Here is a 2477-nt window from a genome sequence, read left to right on the forward strand (position 1 = left end):
AGCGCCTCGACGCGCGCCCGCGGCGCCGCGTCCTCCAGCGTCCCCACCCGCGCGCCGACGGAGGCGCGCGCCTCCGCGGCGTCGGCCGCGTCGCCGCCGTGCAGCAGCCACGCCAGCGGCGACGTCTCGAAGTCGGTCGCGGCGCCCCACCACAGCGTGACCTGGTGGCGCGCGCGCGTCAGCGCGACGTAGGCGAGGCGCAGCGACTCGGCGAACCGCTCGTCCTCGACGCGCGCCCCCGCCGGCGTCTCGCGCGACGCGCGCAGGTCGATCACGCGCGCCGAGTCGCCGTCCGCCGCCGGGACGCACGGGTAGAGCAGGTCGGCGTCGGGCGCCGAGCGGCCGTCCCACAGGTAGGGGCACCACACGGCGCCGTACTCCAGCCCCTTGCTGGAGTGCACCGTCACCACCTGCGCCGCCGCGGCGTCGCTCTCCAGCCGCAGCTGGCGCGCGGCGTCGTCGCGCGCGGCGCCGCAGTTGGCGACCTGCTCGCGCAGCCACGCCAGCGTCGCGCCGGGGGCGAGCGCGCGCTCGGTGGCGGCGACGTGCAGCAGCTCGGCGAGGTGCAGCAGGTTGGTGAGCCGGCGCTCGCCGTCCGCCAGCGCCAGCAGCCGCTCCGGCAGCGCCAGCTCCTCGAGCAGCGCGCGCACGAGGCGCACGGCGCTCGCCGCCGTCGGCGCGCCGGCGCGCCCCGCGCCCTCGACGCGCCACGCCGCGCGCCAGCGGCGCAGGCGCTCGGCCCACAGGTCCGCGTGCGCGTCCGCCCCCTCGTCGAGGCGCGCCAGCACGTCGCCGGGCCCGATCCCCTCGCCGGGCGCCAGCTCCTCGGCGGCGGCGACGCCGAGCAGGTCGGTCGCCAGCGCGGCGCGGGCCAGCGGGGCGGACGCCGGCTCCAGCACGGCGGCCAGCACCGCCGCCAGCTCCTCGGCCTCGCGCGACGCGAACACGCTCTCGGCGCCGTGCATGACCGCCGGCACGCCGGCCGCGCGCAGCGCCGCCAGCACCGCCAGCGCCTGCCGGTTGGTGCGCACGAGCACCGCGACGTCGGCCGGGCGCACCGCGCGCCGCCGCTCCGCGCCGCCGACCCGCTCGGCGATCGTCGCGCCGCTCCCGAGGAAGCGCGCGACGTCGCTCGCCACCAGCGCCGGGAGCCGCTCGTCGAGGCGCCCCTTGGTGATCCGCGTGCGGGTCCCCGTGGGCGTGAAGGGGCCCTCGCCGGTCAGCAGCCGCACGCGCAGCCCGGCGCCGGCGCCGGCCAGGCGCCGCTCGCCGTGGTGCGCGGTGATCGGCCGCCACCCGATGCCCGGACGCGCGAACGGCGCCGGGTGCGCCCCCCACAGCGCCTGCAGCGCGTCGACGAGCGCGCGGTCGGTGCGCCAGTTCACGTCCAGCGCCCACCGCGTGGCCGCGGCGCCGCGCGCGCGCAGGTACGTGTCGACGTCGGCGCCGCGGAAGGCGTAGATCGACTGCTTCGGGTCGCCGATGAGCACCAGCCGGTGCGACGGCGAGTCGGCGAACGCGCGGCGGAAGACCTCCCACTGCACGTCGTCGGTGTCCTGGAACTCGTCGATCAGCGCCGCGCGGTAGCCGGCGCGCAGCGCGTCCACCAGCGCCCCCTCGCCGCCGACCGCGTCGCGCACCAGGCGCAGCAGGTCGTCGAAGCCGTGGCAGCGGGCGAGGCGCTTGCGCCGCGCCGTCTCCTCGCGCGCGAACCGCGCGCACGCGTGCCGCAGGCGCAGCGCCTCGTTGACCGCGCAGGCGTGCACCGCGCGGTCGGCCTCCAGGAGCGCGTCCACGTGGTCGAACAGCGGGTGCTCGGGCGCGGTCTTGTTCTTGTTCGCCGCTCCCTGCAGCGCCGCGGTGCCGAAGTAGGCGAGCTCCTTCTCGGGCAGCTCGGCGGTCGCCGGGTCGCCGGCCGCCCAGAGCGCGACCGCGCGCCACCGCGTGACCGCCGAGTCGGGCTTCCACTTCACCCCGCTCAGCCGCTTCTCCGCGCGCGCCTCCTCGATCGCGTGCAGCGCCTCGCTCACCACGTCGCCCTCCCACTGCCCCGCGAGGTCGACGGCCAGCCGGGCGCGCTCCTCGACCGCGACCTCCAGCGACGCCTCCTCGAGCGCGTCGGGGGCGGGGACCACGGCGGCGTCGGGGTGCCGCACGGCGCGGCGCGCCAGCGCGCGCAGCGTGTCCAGCCCGAGCTTCCCGCGCGTCACCAGCGCCTCGACCAGCGCCACCGGGCGCCGCGACGTCTCGCGCGTCCAGAAGTCGCGCACGACGGCGTCCAGCAGCTCGGTGTCGTCGGTCAGCAGCTCGGCGTCCAGCTCGGCGCCGCAGTCGAGCGCGTGCTCGCGCAGCACGCGCAGGCAGAAGCCGTGGATGGTGGTGATCGCGGCGTCGTCGAAGCCGGCCAGCGCGTCGCGCACGCACGGCGTCGCCTCGGCGGTCGTGCCGGCGGCCAGCGCGCGCGCCGCCACCGCGTC

At 78.9% G+C, this 2477-nt stretch carries 1 protein-coding gene; it reads right to left on the reverse strand.

The features are described from left to right. Positions 1–2477 (reverse strand): UvrD-helicase domain-containing protein (locus tag PYV61_RS24135; RefSeq protein ID WP_275836428.1); only part of this gene is annotated, 2477 nt, incomplete at both ends.

The organism is Roseisolibacter sp. H3M3-2 (assembly GCF_029211165.1).
Taxonomy (GTDB): domain Bacteria; phylum Gemmatimonadota; class Gemmatimonadetes; order Gemmatimonadales; family Gemmatimonadaceae; genus Roseisolibacter.